The 20,480-nt window shown below is 52.3% G+C and carries 18 protein-coding genes and 1 pseudogene; 6 read left to right on the plus strand and 13 right to left on the minus strand.

Going from position 1 to position 20,480, the window contains the following annotated elements; all coding sequences use genetic code 11:
* The first annotated feature begins 77 nt into the window (after positions 1-77).
* Together R9X49_RS07485 and R9X49_RS07490 are read left to right on the plus strand one after the other, a co-directional pair.
* Positions 78-773: a response regulator transcription factor gene (locus R9X49_RS07485; protein WP_319847797.1), complete on the plus strand. Its 696-nt coding sequence runs from the start codon at positions 78-80 to the stop codon at positions 771-773.
* 25 nt (positions 774-798) lie between these two features.
* Positions 799-2,034, plus strand: a complete 1,236-nt coding sequence (locus R9X49_RS07490; RefSeq protein ID WP_319847798.1) for a HAMP domain-containing sensor histidine kinase — start codon at positions 799-801, stop codon at positions 2,032-2,034.
* Between the two features lie 50 nt (positions 2,035-2,084).
* Here R9X49_RS07490 and R9X49_RS07495 read toward each other — a convergent pair whose 3' ends face one another.
* Together R9X49_RS07495 and R9X49_RS07500 are read right to left on the minus strand one after the other, a co-directional pair.
* Complete coding sequence (locus R9X49_RS07495; protein WP_319847799.1) at positions 2,085-2,375, minus strand: AzlD family protein; 291 nt, start codon at positions 2,373-2,375, stop codon at positions 2,085-2,087.
* Positions 2,372-3,103, minus strand: coding sequence for an AzlC family ABC transporter permease (locus R9X49_RS07500; protein WP_319847800.1), 732 nt, complete (start codon positions 3,101-3,103; stop codon positions 2,372-2,374). Before R9X49_RS07500 ends, R9X49_RS07495 begins: the two co-directional genes overlap by 4 nt.
* Positions 3,104-3,301: 198 nt before the next feature.
* Between R9X49_RS07500 and R9X49_RS07505 the strand changes: the two genes are divergently transcribed.
* Positions 3,302-3,757 (plus strand): Lrp/AsnC family transcriptional regulator, encoded by a 456-nt coding sequence (locus tag R9X49_RS07505; RefSeq protein WP_095699528.1) that lies wholly within the window; start codon positions 3,302-3,304, stop codon positions 3,755-3,757.
* A 46-nt stretch (positions 3,758-3,803) separates the two neighbouring features.
* Here the strand turns inward: R9X49_RS07505 and R9X49_RS07510 are convergent, their stop codons facing one another.
* The 5 genes from R9X49_RS07510 to R9X49_RS07530 all read right to left on the minus strand — a co-directional run bounded on the left by R9X49_RS07510 (position 3,804) and on the right by R9X49_RS07530 (position 9,386).
* Positions 3,804-4,796 carry an LLM class oxidoreductase gene (locus R9X49_RS07510; RefSeq protein WP_319847801.1) on the minus strand — a complete coding sequence of 331 codons (993 nt, stop codon included), beginning with the start codon at positions 4,794-4,796 and terminating at the stop codon, positions 3,804-3,806.
* A gap of 201 nt (positions 4,797-4,997) precedes the next feature.
* Positions 4,998-6,155 carry an NADH-dependent flavin oxidoreductase gene (locus R9X49_RS07515; protein ID WP_319847802.1) on the minus strand — a complete coding sequence of 386 codons (1,158 nt, stop codon included), beginning with the start codon at positions 6,153-6,155 and terminating at the stop codon, positions 4,998-5,000.
* A 177-nt stretch (positions 6,156-6,332) separates the two neighbouring features.
* A complete protein-coding gene (locus R9X49_RS07520; protein ID WP_319848605.1) occupies positions 6,333-7,247 on the minus strand; it encodes a LysR family transcriptional regulator in 915 nt (304 codons plus the stop codon).
* 227 nt (positions 7,248-7,474) lie between these two features.
* Positions 7,475-8,545 carry an MBL fold metallo-hydrolase gene (locus R9X49_RS07525; protein WP_319847803.1) on the minus strand — a complete coding sequence of 357 codons (1,071 nt, stop codon included), beginning with the start codon at positions 8,543-8,545 and terminating at the stop codon, positions 7,475-7,477.
* 247 nt (positions 8,546-8,792) lie between these two features.
* Positions 8,793-9,386 (minus strand): hypothetical protein, encoded by a 594-nt coding sequence (locus R9X49_RS07530; RefSeq protein WP_319847804.1) that lies wholly within the window; start codon positions 9,384-9,386, stop codon positions 8,793-8,795.
* A 497-nt stretch (positions 9,387-9,883) separates the two neighbouring features.
* Here R9X49_RS07530 and R9X49_RS07535 point away from each other — a divergent pair, with 497 nt between their 5' ends.
* Together R9X49_RS07535 and R9X49_RS07540 are read left to right on the plus strand one after the other, a co-directional pair.
* Positions 9,884-10,768 (plus strand): RNA ligase family protein, encoded by an 885-nt coding sequence (locus tag R9X49_RS07535; RefSeq protein WP_319847805.1) that lies wholly within the window; start codon positions 9,884-9,886, stop codon positions 10,766-10,768.
* A gap of 5 nt (positions 10,769-10,773) precedes the next feature.
* On the plus strand, positions 10,774-11,919 hold the full coding sequence (locus tag R9X49_RS07540) for an AAA family ATPase (RefSeq protein ID WP_319847806.1): 1,146 nt from the start codon (positions 10,774-10,776) through the stop codon (positions 11,917-11,919).
* Here R9X49_RS07540 and R9X49_RS07545 read toward each other — a convergent pair.
* From R9X49_RS07545 to ascF, 5 genes and pseudogenes are all read right to left on the minus strand, one after another.
* Entirely contained in the window at positions 11,916-12,332 is a 417-nt protein-coding gene (locus tag R9X49_RS07545) for a hypothetical protein (RefSeq protein WP_319847807.1), read from the minus strand. The genes R9X49_RS07540 and R9X49_RS07545 overlap by 4 nt on opposite strands.
* Positions 12,333-12,348: 16 nt before the next feature.
* Positions 12,349-12,735: a VOC family protein gene (locus R9X49_RS07550; RefSeq protein ID WP_319848606.1), complete on the minus strand. Its 387-nt coding sequence runs from the start codon at positions 12,733-12,735 to the stop codon at positions 12,349-12,351.
* Positions 12,736-12,795: 60 nt separating this feature from the next.
* Positions 12,796-13,596: pseudogene (gene hisN / locus R9X49_RS07555) on the minus strand (histidinol-phosphatase).
* Positions 13,597-13,828: 232 nt separating this feature from the next.
* On the minus strand, positions 13,829-15,259 hold the full coding sequence (locus tag R9X49_RS07560; RefSeq protein WP_039550505.1) for a 6-phospho-beta-glucosidase: 1,431 nt from the start codon (positions 15,257-15,259) through the stop codon (positions 13,829-13,831).
* A 30-nt stretch (positions 15,260-15,289) separates the two neighbouring features.
* On the minus strand, positions 15,290-16,750 hold the full coding sequence (ascF, locus tag R9X49_RS07565; RefSeq protein WP_319847808.1) for a PTS cellobiose/arbutin/salicin transporter subunit IIBC: 1,461 nt from the start codon (positions 16,748-16,750) through the stop codon (positions 15,290-15,292).
* Positions 16,751-17,117: 367 nt separating this feature from the next.
* On the opposite strand from ascF, the gene R9X49_RS07570 reads away from it, so the two are divergent.
* Positions 17,118-18,143: a LacI family DNA-binding transcriptional regulator gene (locus R9X49_RS07570; RefSeq protein ID WP_319847809.1), complete on the plus strand. Its 1,026-nt coding sequence runs from the start codon at positions 17,118-17,120 to the stop codon at positions 18,141-18,143.
* A gap of 82 nt (positions 18,144-18,225) precedes the next feature.
* Here R9X49_RS07570 and R9X49_RS07575 read toward each other — a convergent pair whose 3' ends face one another.
* Entirely contained in the window at positions 18,226-20,178 is a 1,953-nt protein-coding gene (locus R9X49_RS07575) for an autotransporter domain-containing protein (RefSeq protein WP_319847810.1), read from the minus strand.
* Positions 20,179-20,480: the final 302 nt, after the last annotated feature.

Raw genomic sequence — 20,480 nt, forward strand, 5'->3', positions numbered from 1 at the left:
AAGTGCGCGTAGTATCAAAAAGTGTGTGTCAAGATGTTGTTAAGATTCCGGTAACCTATTTAAGACACTAATTATCTATGACCCGCCTGCTCATTATCGAAGACAACCCTGAGTTAGTTGCCAACCTGTACGAATTTTTCGAGCCACTGGGCTATGTGCTGGATGACGCACGTGATGGCGCCACTGGCCTGCGTATGGCCACGCAGAATGATTACGACGCCATTTTGTTGGATCTGATGCTGCCGCGACTGGACGGTATGACGCTGTGCCGAAAGCTCCGCCAAGAATTTCAGAATCCTGTGCCGGTGTTGATGCTGACCGCACGGGATCCGATAGATGACCGCGTGCAGGGTCTTGCGCTGGGCGCTGACGATTATCTGATAAAACCCTTTTCGCTCCAGGAACTGGACGCACGCATCAAGGCACTGGTACGCCGAGCACAGGGGCAACAGGTTCAGGGCACGTTAGTCTGGGAAGATCTACAGGTAGACACCCGCGCACCACAGGCACAGCGGCAGGGTCAGACGATCACCCTGACCCCTACTACGCATAAACTATTGCTGTGCCTGATACGATCCGCCCCTGCTGTCGTCAAAAAACAGGAGATGGAATATTTGCTCTGGGGTGACGAACCGCCTGACAGTGGCGCTTTACGCACACATATTCATGACTTGCGCCAACGAGTTGACAAAAACTTCACATCTGCGCTGATAGAAACGGTACATGGCATCGGTTTACGCCTGCATAAGCCTGAAGAGGCTGCACCGGAATAATCATACAAAGGGCAGAACAATTATCATGAAATCCATTTATCAACAGATGACGCTCAAGACGCACATTATGGTTACCTTCGTGCTGCTGATGGTGGCCGTCATGGCGTTTGTGGTTGTAGCAGATCAACTCGACTACGATGAACTGAGAGCCTATGTGATCTCAGAAAACCTGCGTAACGAGGTACTACCTCAGTTGGAAGTCGACATTGCCAAAGGCATCACTCCCACCCTACCTGAAGGCAACCTGCTCTATGATGCGCAGGCCGCGCCTGATGTCCTGCGCCAGTATGCGCCGGGTTACCACCGCATGGAAAAGCCCGATGGCTGGCACCTGTTGGTGTTTGAACTTAACGATCGGCGTTACTACCTGTTGCAGGACGGCAAGAATTACGAGTATCTGGAGTACATGATTGACGGCTTTGCGCCGCTGGTTATCCTGCTGTGCATTCTGTGTGCGTTCTGGATTGGTCGACTGACGTCGGCACGCGTTACCGCCCCCATCACACGCTTGGCCGACGTCGTGCAGCGTAAGCAAAAACCCTTCCCCTTTCAGGATGCACGTGACGAAATCGGCGTGCTCGCGCGCGCATTTGCGCAACACAGCGATGAGCTGGAGCGGTTTCTACAGCGCGAACGATGCTTTGTGAGCGATGCCAGCCATGAATTGCGCACACCGCTGGCCATCATTGGTGGTGCGGCGGAAACCATCGTGCACCAATTACCTGCCGACAGTCATCTAATGCCAAGCGCTGAACGTATCGTGCGCACTACGCAGGAAATGCAACGCCAGTTGGCTTGCCTGTTGCTGCTCTCGCGGGATCCGCAAACCTTACCGCTAACCGATGTGTCTCTGCATCCATTGTTCGAGGAATGCATCACGCGCTGCCAACCCTGGTTGGTGAAAAAACCAGTAACACTGACGCTGGATGTGCCGCAAAACACCCATCTGCACACCAATGCCGAATTGGCGCGCAGTGTGGTCTGGAACCTGCTGCGTAATGCCTGCCAATACACGGATGAAGGTGAAGTACGCATTGCACTGCATGGCACGACGTTGGTCATTTCTGACACCGGCCCGGGCCTGCCGCCCAGCATCGATCCGCAACAATTTCAGCGTTTTTTGCCTAGCGCACATCAAAGCGGTGAGGGGCTTGGTTTATCCATCGTACAACGTATTGTGGAGCATCTGGATTGGCACATGACGGTCGAAAGCTCAGAAAAAGGTTGCCGCTTTACGCTGGAAATGTGCTGCGCGGCCTAGCCAGAAATGGCGGTGTTTATCGTGCCACCGTCTTGATATCGAGCCAACGCTTAAAGCAGGTGACGTAAAAATGCAGTTGCCAGCACGCTGATGATGACGACGGGCAATAGTGAAAACCGCATTGCGGCTAGCAGCGAAATGAGTAATGCCAACTGGTCAGCGAGTGCGGTTGTCGCAAAATGAGGCGCAATGACGGTGATCAACACGCATCCGGGAGCGGCCTCTATCACGGCTTTTAAACGTGGCCCCAGCTGTCTACCATGCAGCAGCGCATAACCCGCAATGCGTGTCAGATACGTCGTTATCGCCATCAACAGGATGGTCAGTAGAGTGAGGCTCATGATGTTTTCCCGTTCATCAACAGTATCGTAAGAATGCCCGCTGCCGCGCCGACAGGAACATAAGCGGCACCAGGCACAATATGGTATGTTGTCGCAGCACAAACGAGGCTAACCAGCCACGGCAACGCGGGTAAAAGCCCCCTCCACATCCCTTTCAGCAGAACCAGAAAAACGGCCGGGAAAGCCATATCGAATCCCCATGTCGTCACATCACCGAGAATCGGCCCCACAATGACGCCCACTCCTGTTGAAATCACCCAGGCCAGCCACAGCGAAGACGCCACACCGGCATAAAATCCCATGCTGAAGCCGGAAAGCCCTTGCTGGCGACGCTTTGCTGCATCGGCGAGCCCCATCGCCCAACTTTCATCACACATAAAAAACAGCGCCAACAGAGCACGGCGCCGTGGAAGATGGGCAAGATAAGGCGCAAGCGATGCCCCCATGAGGAGATGGCGGCTGTTGACCAGCAGGCTGACGAGGACGATGGTCAACACATGCGGCGGCGATGTCCACAGTGACATTGCCGCGAACTCTGAACCGCCACCGAAATTCAGCCCTGTCATCAGCATCAGTTCCGAGACAGAGAATCCTTTCTGTGCGGCCTGCGTCCCCAGCAGCAGACCAAACGGCACAAACCCGATCATCACAGGAACAGCGGCAAAAAGCCCTCTGCTGAATTCATGAGCACAGGATCCGGGAAACGAATGTGTAAAACAGCGAAGCATAAATTCTCCTTTTTGAGAGGAGTATTATAAATTTCCGCTGTTGGAATTGGGGGGCGTATTAGTTAGTAAAATCAATGAAATTGGCATTGGATTTCACATTTTTATTATTTATTGAAATTCTTAACCAAGTGAGTTTTTCTGAATTTTGCAGCATACTGAATCATAAAAACCGCATCGGAATGATATCTGGTACTACGAATGGATGAAATTGATAGCCGTATTTTGCGTGAATTACAGAGAGATGGCCGGATCCCCAATAATATACTGGCTGACAAGGTAGGTTTATCGCCCTCGCCTTGCCTGCGGCGCGTCAAAAATCTTGAAGACAGCGGCGCCATCGATCGCTATGTGGCTATCCTGAACCCTCAGGCTGTGGGACTAAGTTTGACGCTTTTTGTTCGCATCTGGCTGGAAAGTCAGGGGGAAGAAACGGTTGAGCATTTCTGCCGCGAGGTCGCGAGGCTCCCAGAAGTGGTTGAGTGCCACCTGATGGTCGGCGACTGCGACTTTATCCTGCGCGTCGTTGCCGCCGATCTCAATGCCTATCGACAATTTCAGATCAAACATCTGGCGCGCATCAAAGGGGTACAAAGCATCAAGACTGAGCTCCCAATGCAAACCATTAAACAGACAACTGAACTCCCGGTCCGATAAAAGTACGGCGAGCGATACCAGAACAGGGAACGCTCGCGACTCTGATTTATACAGAAGACACGTTCTTACCCTGACCTGAAAACGCTGGCATGACATCCTCAATCAGTTCTTGCAAAACCTCTTTGCCGGGGCGCGTACTCGGCTTAAGGTTTAGCGTGATATGTGCAACTCCCACACTTTCCTGCTGTTTCCAGAACTCCATCAGGCTGTTACGCCCCGCCCGCATAAAGATATTGTTGAACAGACGCATGGGTTCGTTCGGATTCTCACTCAAATCAAGGAAGTTCGCGTAGCCAAATGGATGCCATGTCTGCCCATCACCCAGCACTGCCAGTTCATTCACAATGTCGCCTGATTTTTTCGGATCGACGCCGTGCCAAATCCAGGCATCAGAGTGGTTGGCCAGCCATGACATATCCTGTCGGGCGCGGCCAATGGTTATCATTGGCAGACGAGGAGCCACTGGCTTTGGTACAAGATCGATACTACCGTCAAAATTGCCGTAATACGTCGTGGAACCAGAAGGGAAACGAGTTTCGGTCAGGAGACGTACCATATCCCACGCCTCTCTAAAGCGATCGGCACGGTTAGTGAATTCGTAGCCAAAGGCGGGATATTCAACGGGGCGATCGCCGCTCGACATACCAAGAATCAGGCGTCCTTGCGATAAGCGATCCACACTCGCCGCTTGTTTGGCGATCAGGACGGGGTTCCGTAACGGGGAGACGATGCCTGCCGTACCCAGCGCGATATTTTTGGTCACGGCAGCAAGATAGCCGAGATTCACCATTGGATCGTAAATCTGCCCGACATCACCAAAGTTAGGATCGTAAAAAGGAACATCTCTCAGCCACAGCGCGGAAATACCGCCTTCATCAGCCATCTGCGCCAATTCACGATGATCATCCATATCCGGCATAGGCCCATCAGGATATCCCTTAAACGGCGCAATTAAACCAAACGTCAATTTTCCCGGCTGAAAGACACGTTTGAATGCAGTATGTTGCTGAAGGTGAGCTGGCAATATTAATTGGGTCATAGAAATACCTGCTAAATCATTCAATAAAGTTTGTAGTAATACAATAAAGCAATTATTGGGGAATGTGCTTCCCTGGTGATGGGACGTATTTACTCGCTGAATATGTTGCTATTTCCCCAGTAAGAAATGCTAGATGAACGGCACACTCTCTGATAAAAAAGCCCGCTTAATACAAGAGCGGGCTTTTATTCTAATTAGCAATCAGAGATACGTTACATTATCAATCTGTCGAGCAGCATCATCCTTCAGTCCTGCTATTTCAAATCCAGGCATATCGCGGATAAATTCAAGGAACGGTGGTTTAATCCCTAAATCATCCAGATCGGCAATATGCAGTTGATAGCGAATCGCCTCTTCATGCCCGGAAATCACCTTCTCCACCCAATTAGGTTCAATAATGAGCTGGTGGCCCAGCGCAACGAAATCAATGTCCTGCTGCATCACTTCTTCAGCCTGTTCAGGCGTTCTGATATTGCCGACAGCAATAATCGGTTTGCTATAGCTTTCTTTTTTGAGCTGGGTAATGATCGGCGCGGTATTGTGTTTATCTCGCATCGATGAACGCCATACCGATCCCAGAGAAACATGGATGTAATCGATATCGGTTTGCTGTAGTTTTCCCACGAAATACTTCGTATCGTCCAGAGTGATTCCGGGTTCCTCAATCTCTTCCGGTGATAAACGATACCCTACGATAAACGAAGGTGAAGCATATTTATTTTTTACTTTCATCACTTCATCAATGACTGCCAGCGGGAGATGTAATCTTTTATCGAGGCTTCCGCCCCATTCATCAGTACGACGGTTGGAATGCGGAGAGACAAACTGCTGCAATAAATAAGTATTGGCGCCATGCAGCTCAATACCATCAAACCCTGCCTCAATTGCCCTTCTGGTCGTCTGTGCAAAATCCTTGATTAAGCTGACAACTTCAGTTGCGCTGAGCTCGCGCGGCGTTTCAGCCCCATTTCGTGGTGCAGCGACGGCGCTTGCGCTAACCGGCTGCAATCCTCGGGTGATAAATGAATTCGTCATTCTGCCTGCGCTAAAAACCTGCAGAATCGCTTTTGCCCCACGAGATTTAATCGCGTGAGCCAGTTTTGCCAGCCCAGGAATTTTGCTGTCATCTTCAACGCCTAATTGCCCTTCAAATCCTTTACCTTCTTTATTAATATAAGCAACCGGCGTAATAAATAACCCCACGCCTCCCGCACGTTGTTGCATATAATTAATTTCTTCCAATGTTACTGTGCCATCTTCAAAAGACATTTGTTCTGTCATTGGCGGAAGTACAACGCGATTTTTAATCACAACGCCATTAGGAAGCGTAATAGGTTTAAGAAAACGATAGTCCTTCATTCTTTCTCCAAAATGATGAATATTACTCGACATGATTTTTTAGTTATTTTCATTCTAGAGGAAAGATTCGGGAATGTGCTTCCCATAACCAGGGAATGGCGGGAGCAAATAAGGCATCAATAGCATATATGGTATTGATGCCATAACATTCAAAAACAATAGCGGAGTAAATTTAACTTACCTTTTCCATGGCACGCCGTTGTTTTGCCAATCCTCGGCAATCAGGTCCACAAATCCCCTGATTCTTGGCGACAGATGCCGTTTACTTGGGTAGATGATCCTTACTGGCTCAGGTTCCACCCGAAACTCGGTTAAAACAGCAACCAAGTCACCCGCTTCAAGCGCCCGAAAAGCAAGATAGTCGGGCAACTGAATAATGCCAAACCCCGAAATGGCGGAAGACAACATCGCTTCCGAACTATCAATGTCCATCCGGCCTGGACCGTCATAAATGAAATCCCCGGTTGGAGTCATATAGCGCCAGTTTCGGCGCTTCTCGGCGCTACGGAAGAAAATGGTGTCGTGCTGATTTAGCGTTTCCGGGGTTGTTGGCGTGCCGCGTCGGGCAAGGTATTCGGGTGATGCGCAGGTGACCATATGCTGTGTCGCGATCGTTCTTGTGAGTATGCGTGAATCGTCCCTCGGCTCCCCAATGCGAATAGCAATATCAAACCCCTCCTCAATAAGATCGACATAGCGATCGGTGAAAACAATATCCGCCCTCAGCTCCGGCCATTGCTTCAAAAAGCGGTCGATAATTGGGAGTATGTGTCTTTGCCCCAAAGAAAGCGGCGCGGTTAATCGTAACGTCCCCGTGGGCTTTTCACGCCTGAGCGCCATCGTTGCATCTACGTCCTCTAAATCCTCAAGAATTTGCTTGCAACGCTCATACATGATTCGCCCTTCTTCAGTAAGACTGAGCTGGCGAGTCGTCCGGTTGAGTAACCTGACACCTAACTGAGATTCAAGGCGGGTTATGCTTTTTCCAATCGCTGAACGGGATAAACCCACGCTACCGGCCGCACGCGTGTAGCTCCCTGAGTCAACCGCAGCCACGAAAGCCGCTATATCACCGATACGGTTCAGTTCCATCATTTCACTCTCTGCGCGGAAGACGGTGCATCCTGGAATATGGGAAGCACTTTCCCCAAATTATCGATTGTTACTCATGGTTGGTCATCATCGCCGAAAACCACACCTGAAACCGTCTCAATTACCCCTGCAACACGGAATAGGTTCCCCCGGTTTTAGTCGGAGGAACCTATCAGGGACAGGAGAAGTCTTCTGTCCCTGATAGATTAGCCTTTCTCTCGCGCTATTTAGGCATTCCACCACTGGCTAAACGTCTGCTGCGGGTTATCAACCTGAACGCGTTCACCAATACGGGGCGTCATCAGCCTCCAGTCCTGATCTTGGCTAGCCTGAGAAATACGCTCCAGCGGATCGTTCCAGCTGTGGTGCGCCAGCTTAAATTTGCTGTTATGGCTCGGTAGTACCGCTTTAGCCTGCAAATCACTGGCCGCCAGTGCGCTCTCTTCCGGCGTCATGTGAACGTAGGGCCAGTCGCGATCGTATTGTCCGCACTCCAATATCGCGATGTCGAACCCGCCCAGACGCGCGGCAATCTCTTTGTAGTGTGCGCCATAGCCGCTGTCCCCACCGAGATACAGACGATGCTGTGGCGTGATCAGCGCAAACGAGCCCCACAGCGTTTGATTGTGCTTGAGGAGTCGGCCGGAAAAATGCTGTGTCGGAAGCACATGGATTTCCACCCCGTTCTCTTTCAGGCTACTGAACCAGCCTCCTTCCGTAATGTCTTTCTGCGGGAAGCCCCATTTTACAAAGTAGGAGCCCACACCGATTGGCGTGACGATGCGGCGGATTTTCCCGCGTAGCGCGTTCAGCGTAGGGTAATCCAGATGATCCCAGTGATCGTGAGTAATCAGCAGGTAATCGATGGGGGGAACATCATCCGGTGAATACACATTGCTGCCCTTGAAGGCGACATTGGTACGCGGCACTGGCGAAGCGTTGTCGCTAAATACGGGATCCAGCAAGAAGGTTTTTCCTTCCAGTTGAATAAAGTAGCTGGAATGCCCCATCCAGATGATGACGTTATCCGTTTTACTTAACTGATGCAGATCGGTTTTTTCCGAGGGCAGTTGAGTATCTGGTAATGCGCCAGCGTCTTTCTCGAAAAGAAAGCGGTACAGCAGCGCGAACCGGTTCTGGCTCCCTACCGTCGGGCGAGCAACCGGGTTGTGAAACGCGCCATCGCGAAAGAGTGGGTTTTCCGGCTGGGGTTCTACCTCTGGTGATACATACTGCGGCTGCTTTAACCAGCCGTAAACGGCGACTGCAATTACAGCCAAAACGAGTAACAAAAGCATAGCGTTTATCCGGTGTTGTTTCGTAATGAAGTCGTTTCGTGGTGAATACGGTTTCGTAATGATACGGTCAGGGATCGACTTTCTGGCACCGGCAGTTATGCACGAACGCCAGGAATCTGGCAAGGGCGTATCAGGGGATTTTTGGTGCAAAAAAAGCGAAGGCGCACTCGCCTTCGCTCTTGGGTTCTGATGAGAAACAGTGACAGTCTGTCACCGATGGTGCCCGTTCAGGTGCATCAGGCGTGTATTATTTTTTAAGCGCCAGCAGCGTTTTTCCCATCCCGATAACGAATTCATTCTGCTGCCCGATGACCTTATGCAGCCCGGCTTCATCCTGAATATTATCGACCGTATTAATGGCCTGTACTTCCAGCACGCGTCCTTTAATCAGCGTTGAACACAGCGAATGCATAACCTTGTTATTCAGAATCGTTTGTAAGCAGCGGAAAGGCGTCGCATCGTCAATATTTCCCGCACGCTGATCCGGTTTGATGCGTTGGCGCAGCATCTCTTTTTCCGTGCTGGCGATTACCGCATCCAGATCGCTGGGCGTCGAAGCAATGGGAATCGTGCCCTTGCTGTTTGGCGGTAGCATATACAGTGAAACCAGCGCCTTATTGCCTGTCGTAGGATCGATATATTCGGTCTGCACCATGTGGTTTGCCGCATCGACCACTTTTTCTCTCTGAATCATGTTCAGCAGTTGCGCAGGTAATGCATCGGTCAGATCCTGCGTGGTATAGCCGACGAACAAATCTGGATCTTTTGTCTCTGCGACACCGTACAACGGCAGCGCCAGTAACAGGCCCACAATCCCTTTCTTTATCACACTGATTTTCATTATATTCCTCGACGATTCATTGTGTGCATTCCCCTATCCCACCACGCGTTATTCTTCGCACGTTGACGTGGATAACCCTGGCTTTTTTACCACGTTTACGCGCAGCAACGCATTCTACAACTACAGGAAAGAATAGCATTTTTTATACAAAAACTTGTTGTCGGGGGATTCCTTCGCTAGAATCGCGCCGTTTACTCACCCCAATGTGTCATTTGGAGCCCCAAAGTGCCCTGTACGTCAGCCTCCCACTAACCGCCGACGACTGCATTAAGCAGCCTCGATTCGGCGCAGTCTGCGCCAGCGTTGGCTGCGGTACGAGTTCCCTTCTTTCCCCGCTATTGTGCGGAGCAGAGAACGAATCTTCCGCTTCCTCCCCCGCGACTCTGACCTCTGGAATGCCAGCGGCCAGCTATTGACTCGCGCCAGAACACGTTCGTCGGCCCTCTTTTTTACCTTAGATGGGCCTGGCTGCGCCAATAACGCAGCAGGCGAAAAACATGTATTTACATTCAATACCGTTATTAAAGTATCCGCGTACCCCTCATCTGGAAGGTTCGCGTTTACAGTCCGGCGATGATGCGTCGGACCAAATTGCACTGAAAGCGCTGGCAGGCCGTTACGTCGTGATCGAAGAAAAGATCGACGGCGCGAACAGTGGCGTGTCCTTCAATGAAACAGCGGAACTTCTGCTCCAGTCGCGCGGCCATTATCTGGCTGGCGGCTCGCGGGAACGGCAGTTCAACCAGTTCAAGCTCTGGGCTACCGCGCACGAAATGCGTTTTCTTGAGCTACTGGAAGACCGTTTCGTGATGTACGGCGAATGGGCTTACAGCAAGCATTCCGTGTTTTATGACCGTCTGCCGCACTACTTTCACGAATTTGATATTTACGATCGTCGTGACGGCATTTTTTTATCGACGGCACGCCGACACGCGATGCTGGCCGGTTCGCCCGTGTTATCCGTTCCGGTACTTTACGCCGGGGAAATGCCAACGAATCCGGCGTTGCTGTGGAAGCTGGTGTTCCGCTCGCTGGCGAAAAGTCCGAGCTGGAAGACCGCGTTTGAATCCACCGTGCAGCGTGAAGGTTTGCCGCTCGCGCTGTGCTGGCAGCAAACCGATAAATCGGACCGTTCGGAAGGCCTGTATCTGAAGGTGGAAGATGATGAACAGGTACTGGCGCGCTACAAACTGGTACGCCATGACTTCATCCAAACCATTCTGGACAGCGGCTCGCATCATTCCCGACGTCCTATTTTGCCGAACCAACTGGCTGAAGGCGTTGATCTGTACGCGCCCTGTCCAACCGTATCCTGGGAAATGCTGGGGCTGAATACGCTGCGTTCTTTGGACGCGCTCGCCGCCGCCATGCCCGATAAGTAAGGAGTATGATTATCATGGATTGGAATACCATTAGGGGATTAGTCCCCGCCTCTGGCGCACAGCCAGATTTTGCTGATTGTCTGGACGTGTTTCCGGTGCTTCAACGGGCCAAAGATACGCCGCAGGAGCCGCGCTATCATGGCGAAGGCGATGTCTGGACACACACCATCATGGTTGTCGAGTCGCTATTGCAGCTTCCCGATTACCAGACTGCCACACGCGAGCAGCAGGAAATCTTGTTTTTTGCCGCGTTGCTGCATGACGTTGCAAAATACCGTACGACGGTGATTGACCCGGTAACGGGTCAGATTGGTCAGCCGGGGCATTCACGCAAAGGCGCCATCGATGCTCGGGTGCTGCTGTGGGATGCCGGCGTTCCGTTTGCAATTCGGGAAGCGATTTGCCGCTTAATTTCGGTGCATCAGGTGCCGTTTTACTGCCTTGAGGATGAGCGGCGTCGGATGTCGTCACTCTTTACGATTCGCGAATTATCGTGGCAGTTAAGCATTCCGCTGCTGGCAACGCTGGCGGAAGCCGATATGCGTGGGCGCATCTGTCAGGATCAAGCGCGTGTGCTCGACAGTATTGAGCTGTTCCGCGAGCTGGCGCGGGAAGAAGGCTGTTACGGCCAGCCGAGATCGTTTGTCGATGCCCACACGCGCCTAAGCTATTTTCGCGGAGCCGATGTGCATCCAGACTATCCGCTGTTTCAGGAGCCGGGTTCGAAAGTCACCGTGATGTGCGGTTTACCCGCTGCGGGAAAAGACACCTGGGTGCGCGCACATCGGCGCGATTTACCTGTGGTTTCTTTCGACGATGCGCGAACCGAGCTCGGGCTGAAACACGGTGAGAATGAAGGAAAAGCGGTGCATTGGGCGACCGACAAAGCACGCTCACTGCTGCGAACGCATGAACCGTTCGTGTGGAATGCCACGCATCTGAGCCAGCAAATGCGCACCCGCACGTTGGATCTGTGCTACGCCTACGGCGCAGAAGTGGAGATCGTCTATCTGGAGCGTCCGCGTCAGGAATTACTGCGTCGCAACGGTAAACGGGACACCACATTGAGCAATAAAACGCTGCAAGGTATGCTGACGAAATGGGAGCTTCCCGCACCGACGGAAGCGCATGCGGTTAGCTATGAAAGCTAACGCAGCCGCAACGCACTCCAGCGCGGAAGCGTGGTAAACGGGATCTCGTATTCCGTGATACCGTTTCTTTCTGCACCAAAATACTGTTTTTCATAGATCAATTTATCGTCCTCGAAACGCACGGGGACGATAAATCCCCCCGCGGCCTGAGAAATCTGGCATTGCCTTTCTTCGAGCACATCAATGCAGAGTAACGCCGTTTGTGGGCCGTCACGTTCCACCGTGGAGAGCCACTCTTGCACTGCCAGATAACGTGAATCCGGCGACCACAGTATGTCCTTGCCGAAAACGCGATCTTCGAGGGCTTTCCCGTCGATGGATAGCGAAAAATAAGGCGGACCAAACCGAATTTCACCGATACAAATCAGTACCGCGTTGTGTTGTTGATCGAATGAGGACAGTTTGTGCAGCATAGGAAAAGATTCCGAATCAATCTGAGGTTATCTCAATCAGATTACCATCAGGGTCGCTGACGATCGCTTCGTAAAATCCGTCCCCTGTCATTCGCGGTGGGGCAACCAAAATCCCGCGTTCTGCCGCTTTGCTGGCTAATGCCTCGACATCCGCCTTGCTCCCGACTGAAATCGCGACGTGCGCCCAGCCGCAGCCTTCTTTATTGGTTAACGCTTCTGCCAACACCGGCAGCGTCATCAGCTCAATAGAGGCGCCTTCACTCAGTTGAACGAAATGTGATTCAAAACCGGGGCGATTTCGACTCACATATTTCTCCCCTACCTGCGCGGCGAAGAACTCTTGCCAAAATGCCGCCTGAGCGGCCAGATCGGCCGTCCATAACGCAACGTGTGCCACTTTCATCATGATTCCTTCTTAACCGTTGTCTTTCATATCATCGGGGTAAGTTATACAAAACGACGGCTATGACCGCGTTCCGTTCAGAATGGCTAACACCTGTTGGTGCAGCGCTGGGTTACCAGTCGCGACAACCGTGCCGCCCGCCTCCGCTCGCTGCCCGTTGAGATCGGTGATAATACCGCCCGCCTGCTCAATAATCGGAATCAACGCGACAATGTCGTAGGGCTGCAATGCAAATTCCACGCAGATGTCAATCTGGCCTGCTGCCAGCATTGCCATGGCGTAACATTCTCCGCCATAGCGTGTCATCAGCGTGCTTTCGGCTAGTTCTGCGAAGTGAATCGCCGGATGCATAGTCAGCGCTTCCGGAGCGGTAGTGTGAAGAATGGCCTGTTCGAGCAACACGCCTTTACGCGTGCTTAAACGCATTTCTCCATGCCGGTCACTACGCCAGGCCTGTGAACCATCGGCCCAGAAGCACTCCCCGGTAAACGGCTGGCTCATCATCCCCATCACGGCACGTTCATGATGCAGTAGGCCGATAAGCGTTCCCCACACCGGTAATCCGCATAAGAAAGGTCGGGTACCATCAACCGGATCCAAAACCCAACGCACCGGGCCTTCCCCGCTCAGGCCAAATTCTTCACCCATAATCGCGTGATTGGGATAATGGCGAGTAATGTGCTCGCGGATGACCCGCTCAGCCTACCGATCGGCCTCCGTGACCGGATCAAAGCGGAACCCTTCTTTTGGTTTCGTCTCAATTTGGTTTGCGGTAAGGGAACGAAAACGCGGTAACGTTTCCTGACTGGCCAGCGTGGCGAGTTCGTGGAAAAAGGCAATGTCGGGAAGTAACTGACTCATGGTGCTTTACCTTCCTATCGCATTAGTATGACGGTGCCGGTAGGCATTGGAGAGAATTAGTGACAATGCTCATTAATGCTTGATTATGAGTTATTTTCGTAATCACATAGCTCGATTATGCACAAAGCAGTTAGCAACCACAATTCACATTCTTCTTATCTGGATAAAAAAAAGCCCCCAAACGTCTCCGTCAGGGGGCTAGAGTAAGAGTCGCCAGGCGACCTTATTGCCTTTAGCTCAGGTCAGCACCGTTGCTGGCAATCACCTTCTTATACCAGTAGAACGATTTCTTTTTCTTTCTGGCTAGTGTGCCTTCGCCTTGGTCGTCGCGATCGACATAGATGAAGCCATAGCGTTTGCTCATTTCACCGGTAGAGGCGGAGACCAGATCGATGCAGCCCCATGAGGTATAGCCGATAACCGGAATACCGTCACCAATGGCGTCCGCCATCGCACTGATGTGCTCACGCAGGTAGCTGATGCGATAGTCATCATCAATCTCGCCCTGCGCGTTAATCTCATCCTTCGCGCCCAGCCCGTTTTCGACCAAAAACAGCGGTTTCTGATAGCGGTCATACATCATGTTCATGGTAATGCGCAGGCCCAGCGGGTCAATTCCCCAACCCCACTCACTTGCCTTGATGTGCGGGTTCTTCAGCGATTTAACGATGTTCGCCGCGCTGCTGTTGTGCTCGTTCATATCCGCCGAAGCGCAGCGGGAGGCGTAATAGCTGAAGGACACAAAATCCACCGTGTTCTTGAGAATCTCATCATCGCCCGGCTCTGACGCAATCGTGATGCCCTTCTCTTTAAACAACCGGCCGGTATACGCCGGATAGGTGCCGCGCGCCTGCACGTCGATAAAGAACAGGTTCTCACGATCTTTATTCAGCGCCGCCCAGACATCTTCCGGCTTGCACGACCACGGATAGAAATTGCCACCGGCCAGCATACAGCCGACCTGATTTTCCGGGTTAACCTCATGCGCAATCTTCGTCGCCAACGCGCTCGCCACCAGTTCATGGTGCGCGGCCTGATATTTCACCTGCTCCTGATTTTCCCCTTCGGCAAAGACCAGCCCCGCGCCAGAAAACGGGCTATGCAGCAATATATTGATTTCATTGAACGTCAGCCAGTATTTCACCAGCCCGTCAAAGGCTTCAAAACAGGTTCGGGCGTAACGAGCAAAGAACTCCACCATTTTCCGGTTACGCCATGAACCATACTCGGTGACCAGATGCATCGGCACATCAAAATGGCACAGCGTCACCAGCGGTTCGATGTTGTACTTCTTGCACTCGGCAAACACATCGCGATAAAAGGCGATGCCATCCGCGTTGGGCGTCAGCTCATCGCCGTTCGGATAGAGTCGGCTCCAGGCGATGGAGGTACGGAACACCGTGAACCCCATTTCCGCCATCAACGCGATATCTTCCTTATAGCGATGATAGAAATCGATCGCCTGATGACTGGGATAAAACTCATCCTCGCGCAGCGCGAAACGCGGTTCTTGCCCCAGTTTCACCGGCAGACGATTCACGCCGTGGGGAATCATATCTACCGTCGTCAGCCCTTTACCGCCTTCAAGGTACGCGCCTTCTGCCTGATTGGCCGCAATCGCGCCCCCCCATAAAAACCCATTGGGAAATGTTGATGCAGACATACGCTCTTCTCCTTCGTATTAGTGCTTCACTTAATTCGTATTCGTTGCGTGCTGCGGTGCGGAAACCGCATCACCCTGTACGTGTTTCTCTTCCGGTTTTTCTTCTACCGGAATGTCTTCAAAGCCCAGCAGTAAGGTGACGAAGAAGGAAATCACGACAGACAGAATCATGACGCCGAATACCCAGGCAATGCTCATTGGGTTGGCAGGATCGAAGAACTGTACGCTGGTAAACAGCCCCGGCGACGCCATTGAATGGCTGGCCAGCCCGCCGATACCGGCAACGGCGCCACAGATAAAGCCGGTAATTAAACAGGCGATCAGTGGACGCTTCAGGCGCAAAGCCACGCCGTACAGCGCAGGTTCAGAGATCCCGGCAACAATCGCCGATGCCGCCGCTGCCAGCGCGGTCTGGCGCAGTTCCGGGTTTTTGGTACGCCAGGCGACTGCCAGTGAAGACCCGCCAAGCGACAGGTTCGCACCGATTTCAGACGGCATCACCATGCCTTCTTTACCGGTTTCGGCGATGGTCTGAATAATGGTCGGGGTAAACACGCGGTGCATACCGGTCATTACCAGCAGCGGCCAGATGGCGCCCATGATGGCAACGGACAGCCAACCCAGATAGTCATGCACGGTGTACACCACCGCAGAAATACCGCTACCGATCCAGATCCCAATCGGGCCGATCAGCATGATGGCAATCGGAGAGGCAATCAGCACGATTAACATCGGCTTCAGGAAGTTCTTGGTCACCGCCGGCGTAATGCGGTCTACCCATTTTTCAATGTAAGACAGAATCCAGGTCATGCACAGCGCCGGAATCACGGTGTAGGTGTACTTCACCGCTGTGACGGACAGCCCCATAAACACCACCTGCTGACCCTGCGCCGCTTTTGCCATCAGATCGATAAACGTCGGATGAACCAGCACCCCGGCGATAGCAATCGCCAGCGACATGTTGGTTTTGAATTTGACCGCCGCAGACGCCGCCACCATGATCGGCAGGAAGAAGAATGCACCATCGCCAATCACGTTCAGAATCGTCAGCGTGGAAGATCCCTTCTCAAATATGCCGGTCATATCCAGAATCATGGCGAGCAGTTTCACCATTGAACCGCCGATAATCGCTGGAATGAGCGGTGACATCGTACCAATCAGTGCATCCAGAATGCCCGCGCCGATGCGTCGCAGCGTAATTTTATTGTTCACCGGTACTGCTTTTTCCGCCGCCGCGCCTTCCGGCAACAGCTTCACCACCTCGGCATAGGCCTGAGAAACGGTATTGCCGATGATGACCTGGCACTGGTTATCGTTTTTCACGACACCCAACACGCCGCTTATTGCCTTCAGCTCGGCCAAATTCGCTGCATCATTATCTTTAAGCACAAAGCGCAGACGGGTCATACAGTGGGTCACGGCAGCGATGTTATCAGCACCACCGATGGCATCGACGATCGAACGGGATACAGCCGCATAATTCTTTGACATGGATAGACAATCTCTCGTAATCGCGCGCGCTCCCCAGGTTCAACAAACGACTTAACGCGTCCGAAACGGGGATATTACTTGATGCACGCACATTTATTATTCAATTTCATACAGTTATGAAAGTATTCATGCCGGTATCCCTGCTCCATGCAACGTGATGAAACGCCGATGGGTAACCGGTTCCACATGATAGTGTTTATATATGAACTACATTTCAATAGATTTGTTATGAATATTTTACTTATGTGATAACGATCGTCATGAATAGTGTGTTACTCCCTCGATCGCTTCGGTTTTGCACTCATCACCCTGCTACCGGTCCAAAATGTGTAAAATGATGGAAGTACTCAACGTCTCAGGATGTCCCATGTCGACAATGCAGGAAGTGGCGAAGAAAGCAGGCGTATCGAAAGCGACGGTGTCGCGCGTGCTATCGGGCAAAGGCTATACCAGTGAAGAAACCAAAACGCTGGTCTATCAGGCCATTGAGGAGACGGGATATCGACCAAATTTACTGGCGCGGAATCTGGCGAGCAGCAAATCAGCCTGCATCGGTTTGGTGGTAACCAACACGCTCTATAACGGCAGCTATTTTAACGAACTGCTATCACAGGCCGCCAAGAAGCTGGAAGACAACGGACGTCAGTTGATTCTGGTCGATGGCAAACACAGCGCCGATGAAGAGCGCGCCGCGATTCAGTTCCTACTGGGTTTACGCTGTGATGCGATTATCATCTACCCGCGTTTTCTCACCGTGGATGAAATGGATGAGATCATTGAGCAGCATAAACAGCCGATCATGGTGGTCAACCGTAAACTGCGTAAGCACCAGAGCCACTGCATCTGCTGCGATCACAAGGGTTCCAGCTATAACGCCACGCAGCATCTGATCGCACGCGGCCATAGAGAGATTGCTTTCATCACCGGTTCGCTGGATTCGCCGACCGCTATCGAACGCCTTTCCGGCTATAAAGACGCCCTGACGGCGGCCAATATCGCGGTACGGGATGAACTGATTGTGAAAGGGAAATGGACGCCGCGCAGCGGTTCGCTCGCCATTACCACCCTGCGCGATAATCGGGTGTCGTTCAGCGCCGTTCTCGCCAGCAATGACGATATGGCGATTGGCGCGATAAAAGCGTTGGATGACGCCGGCGTTGCCGTACCGCACGACGTTTCTGTCGTCGGGTTCGACGATATTCCCACCGCCCCATTTTTAAAGCCGTCACTCTCCAGCGTCAAAGATCCGGTGAGCGATATGATCAACGAAGTGATTAACCGCCTGATCGCGATGCTGGACGGCGGCTATTTCTCGAAAGACAATCTGTTCTTGTCCGAACTTCGGGTCAGAGATTCCATTCAGAACGGGCCGTATTGTAACCAACCCGTCTGAATGCGATGCGGGGTCGTTTCAGACCCCATTTAACATCGAATGTCCCTTTCAGCAGTTAAGTCCGCTCTTCACAGCAACAGGCTTAGAATTGCCACTGCACGCCCACGCTGTAGCGCGTTTGATCGCCATCCCGATGACCGAAATGGCTGCCGACTTCGGAATACAGATTCAGATTTTCTGCCGCAAGCCACTGTACGCCGACCGTTGCCCGACCGAAGTTCTTATCCTGTTCACCCACCGCCACGCGGCGGTTTGCGCCATCGACACGATCTTTCACCGTAAAGCTGGAATCGAGCCCATCAGCCAATTCTCGCACCCACGCCACCGTAGCATAAGGTTGCAGCGACGTTTTGTTGCTGAATTCCACCTTACCGCGCACGCGCCAGCCCAGACTGGCTTCCAGCGAATCTACATCCTGTTTTTCATACCGCACACCAGTCCGCAGGTTGCCTTTATCATCAAACGCATTGATGCGGTAACGTGCGTAATCCAGCCCGACAACCGGACCGGTACGCAGTTCGCTGAGCGGAAAATCATAGCCGCCGGTTACGCGGGCACCGACAAATTGCGCTTCGGTATTGCCATCCAACGTGTTGTCCAACAGCACCGGACCGCCCGCAGATTGCAGATACACCGAGCGGCGTGACGAAATGGCCGCCCGACCCGCGGTCACTTCGCTACCCAACCAGGCGGGTCCCCCTTGATTCAACAAACCGTAGACGCCAGCTTGCCAGGTATCGCTTTCAATATGTCCATTACGCTCAAGCTTATCCTTGCTACGCAGCAGGCTCAGACTGCCGCCAATAGTGACACTGTCACTTAGTTGATAATCAACCAGTGCATAGGCCATCGCCTGACGGGAACGCTGCTGCGGTGCGCGGTCAAAGCCATTTGATGGAATCACATCGCCTTCAACCCCGACTGCCGTATCCAGCGTACCGGTGCTACGAGCGGTATTTTGCAACAGCAGCCAGCGCTGATTATGCAAATCGCTCAGCGACTGGCGCTGACGTTTCAGGCTTTCTTCCATTGCCTGTTGCATTGCGGCAGCAGAATACGCCGAATGCAGCAAGTCGGTATTGGAGATTTCCAGCAGCAGTCGCGTCACCAACCGCGAAACGTCTCTCAGGCGCTGGTCAATACGTTCCTGACCCAGCACGCTGGTCAGAAAGGCTTCGTTATCGACTGCGGGGTTATGCCACGTCGAGCCCCCCGGCACCGCAGGGTTCGTGGTTTGCTCATAGCCGTCCTGATCGCCAATATCCCAGTTGGTCGCTTCCATATAGAGCACGGGAATATCAAACGCTTCATTGAAGCTATCGCCGTCGCTGCAACAGCCGGTTCCTGCCGGATAACTCGCATTCAGCCCCGGATTGGTGAACAGTTCGATGCCCAGTTCGTTCGCAATACGCAGCGTCTGTTGGCGCAGGCTGGCCAGCGCAGGATTCGCCACGCTGTTATCGCCGGCGTGTGCGTAGAGTTTGTCACCGGTAATCATACTGTCCATGTTAATCATGGCCGTGAGGCCGCCCGCGGTTCCCTGAGCGATCAACTCATTAACCATCGCGCGCGAACCGCGCAGCCCTTCTTCTTCCGCACCAAAGGCTGCAAAGACCAGCGTTTTTTCCGTCTGAATACCGCTAAAATTACGCGCTACTTCTGTCAGGATCGATGCGCCGGACGCATTATCATCCAGCCCTTGCAGCGTCGGCCGCCCAAAGAAGGTATCAAAGTGCGCACCGGTAATAATGTATTCGCTGCTCAGCCCGGTATTATAGGCCAGCACGTTTTGTGACGAACGTGTCGTACCGCCTGCCGTCCAGGAGAAATCCTGTCTGACGGTGGTATAACCGGGTGACATACGCTGCGTCATCCAGTCTGCCGCACCGGCAAAATTTGCCGTACCGCGATAGCGCCCCGGATAATCATTAATGAGCGTATCTACGGTCTCGCGCGCATAATCACCGTAATCATAAGCCCATGCGGGTACACATAAACACGCCATCCCCACCGCAACTGCGACTTGCTTGAACATGAACACCACTCCCTTTTCTCGTTATAGATCGAATCTTGTCGCTATCAACATTGGTCATTCTTAACAGCGTTACCAGAGGTGACCTTATCCAGGTCATGTCTTTGTTAAAGAAAGGAAAATAGCAGCAATATTCATTCCAACGCTATGGGGTAGAAGAAAATGTGATGAAATATGTCAAAATGCGGCAAATCGAAAGGAAATCATCAGAATTGTGTAATTCTGATTAATCATAGGGTTAAGCATGGATTACATCGGGAACGAGCAATTGCATAGCGGGGAAGAAAAAAGGATGGAAACGCGAC

The sequence above is a fragment of the Pectobacterium carotovorum genome, assembly GCF_033898505.1.
GTDB classification, from domain to species: Bacteria; Pseudomonadota; Gammaproteobacteria; order Enterobacterales; family Enterobacteriaceae; genus Pectobacterium; species Pectobacterium carotovorum_J.